Here is a 3,118-nt window from a genome sequence, read left to right as displayed (position 1 = left end):
GGTATGCTTTGATGCTTACTTCATTCCCCTGATGGCGCAAGTACCCAGACAGTTTCTATATCATTATGTTTTTATTGTAAACAACAAAACGAAATATTGCATCCTGTTCTTTATCGTTTAAAAATGATTTTAGAAGAGTTTTTAAAATAGAGATTGCAGTTAGCAACTATGAATTGCAGAAAAGCTAATTTAATAAGTCTTCCGTTTAAAAGTGTTAAGAAACAAAATATTTTGCAAGGATGTTTGTTGCTTAAGGCTGTTGTTATGGAAACTCTACAAAGTTTTTGGAGAAGCTGTTGTTGTGTGCTTACAAAAAGCTTTTAATTGATTTTCTTACACAGAGAATTATTTATTACGTGTTTTAAAATACAAAAAAAATTTATTAAAAGCATTTGATTTTTATAAATCAAAAAGGCAGCTCTTTTGAGAATTCAGTATTCATTCAGAGATAACAGATTTTGTTACATTTGGTTTGAGTGAGATTAATTGGCTCAAGAAAGGTGGTAGAAAGAATCGTTATTGACGCTTCTTTCCGATAGATTGTAAAAAGGCAGCATATTTGTACTGCCTTTTATTAAAATGAATAGAATATAAATTGTTTTTTGCTTTTTCTTAAAACTGATAGCGTATTCCGCCTGAAAAGCTTGCTCCAGATATACCAGTTTTTTGAAGCTTATATTGATAGTTAACATCAGCATAAAGTGCGATATTTTGTGATAATTGTGCATTTACACCAAGTCCACCTTCAACAGACGCTCCTATAGAATCAAGATGGAATGGTTCACCAATCTGTATCGTACCATTGTTAGAAAAAGCTTTAACAACGTTTAGTTTACCATAGAAAGAAAGAATACCGCCGTTTTCAATAGAAAGCTTCGTTTGCGTTAAGCGTCCACCAACACGCACTAAGTATTGATAAGGATTTCCCATATCTACATCAAAGCCATCGACATCTGAGAGTGTGCCAAGCACGAGGTGTTGATAAACAAGTTGTGCTTGTGGTTCAAAGACCAATCCTTTCCTACTGGTTTCGAACTTTTGTCCAATAGTTGCTGATGCACTGAATGTATCAGCATTTTTCAATTCTGCAGTCTTTCCTATGAGAGCTGTGGTGATATCTCCCTTGAGCATTCCATAGGAGAAGAGTGCATGGATGTATATCCCATTATTATGGCGCAGCCCACTATATGCAGCAATTGACCATTTATTGAGTGTACTCTTGTCAGCACCTTCCATGTCTTTAGGGGTGAAAGCTAATTTCCCATATGTCCCTAAAAAACCAAAATTGGTGGTCATATTTTGATCTTCTAGAGCTGCTAATGTAATGCCTGCCTGTAAAGCTGCATAGTGAATATCGGCACCATAGCCATATTGTAATGGCGTACGGTGAGAGGATAATGTCATCTTATTTCCATAAGTCGAGAATAAGACTCCTTTGTTTTTATGATCTTTTGTCTCAAAGGTGTTTTCCTGTATCGAGTTGAGTAAAGTGTTTTGATTGTTTATATCAGCCAGTCCAGCTGAGAATAGTGCGTTAGGCATGGACAAATAGCTTGCCACTTGAGGAACGAGAGCTCTGATCTTTCCTTCATTATCTAGAGTCGCATTTTGCAAGCGAAAATCCCAGAAATTCTGATTTTTTTCCAAAATGTTTTGTGCGTTGTTTGCTTGTCCAAGGGATGATGAACCGGTATTTTGCGCTTCTTTCTCTTTTGGTGAAACGCCTTCAATCATTTGTCCTAATGCTGATATCGTGTAGATTGTGTAGTCTTTGAGGGTATTTTCTTTTGATTCTTGTGATATTCCGCTAAAATGACTTTGTATGCGATCGGCTGTCCCATGGCTGGATGTTGGACCATAGGCTTTGAGTATATATTTATAGGGCAAGCCCCCCATTGTGGTGTAGCCGTGTGCAAGTTTGAAGGAATCTTCATTTGCATTTCCAGAAACTTGAATGAGTGAAAGACCACGCATATTTGAGGAAACAGAATCTTCAGCTTTTAATATCTCACCTTTCGCAAGGTTCTTGATATGGACTGTTGTGCTGCCTGATACATCACCATGAATAAGGAGGCGGTCAGCTTTTTGCTGTTCTTTTACTAGACCATCACTCCATTCAATATTAAAATAAATTTTTGCATCGCCTGTGGCATTGTAAACTGTATTATAAGTGCTTTCTATATCGGGGATTGTACTTCCCTCAGGTCTACGAACCTCAGCTGTTCGCCCTACATACAAGGTATGATAATGATCTTTTTCCCGCCCTTGTGGTGTCTTAAATATGATAGAACTATTATTAAGATTCAGTACTGAAACGGTAGAAAGGGCTCGTTGTTTAATATCACTGAGCTCATAGTTAAACACATTAAAGTCAGTATCGACTTCCTCTTGAGAGGTCTTTAAGTACCATTTGCTTTTGTTATTCAGAGTCAAAACCGTTGTATTCACTTTTAAAGTTCTTGCTCGTCCTTCTATTGTCGAATTATCAGCGGTTAACGCTAAAGTTACAGGAAGAGTATCGTTGTCATAATATTTACGTTTTGTTTTATTTCTCAATAATACGTCAGATCGAATTTCTGAGTCTTTAAGTTGAACTTCAGCAACTGCTCTTGAGCAGTAGGGACCAAGGATACCGGTGCCGTTTTTCACAAGAAGTTTTGTATTGCTAAGAACAACCTTATTGACAACTTTTTCTCCATTTTTCAGTGAAGAATCTTTTGTTTCATAAAAAACGATACCACCGGCACCTCCTCGTTGGACGGTTATGGTTGAATCTTCAACTTTGATTGTACCATTCTTTGTTTCTAAACCTTTGTACACCGTATTTGCTTCAATTTCTTTAGCATGAATGCGTCCACCTGTTGATACAGAAAGTGCAGACATTTCCGTGTGTATTGTTGATTTTACAATTGTGATAGCTGCTTTATCATGCGCTAATATTCCAGGTCCTTTATCGCGGACAAGAACATTATTTAAAGTCTTTTCTTCTCCCTTATTTAATTCAATCTTCCCCAAAATTCCAGGAGTTTCAGGAGCCGATGTATTTGCATAAGTTGAACCGAAATGAGAAAAAATCAAAGTTCCAGCAATTGTACATAACAAAAAATTTTTCTTATAA

General features: G+C 36.6%; 1 protein-coding gene. It reads right to left on the bottom strand.

Annotated features, from left to right (window positions below; all coding sequences use genetic code 11):
* Positions 1–612 precede the first annotated feature (612 nt).
* Positions 613–3,118: autotransporter outer membrane beta-barrel domain-containing protein (locus ACFIMX_RS03385; RefSeq protein WP_375639932.1), on the bottom strand; the 2,506-nt coding region annotated here is incomplete at its 5' end.

The sequence above is a fragment of the Bartonella sp. AD24XZML genome, from assembly GCF_042196485.1.
Classification (GTDB): Bacteria; Pseudomonadota; Alphaproteobacteria; order Rhizobiales; family Rhizobiaceae; genus Bartonella.
The sequence above is the reverse complement of the archived record's forward strand: the minus strand, read 5'-3'. Positions and strand labels throughout refer to the sequence as shown.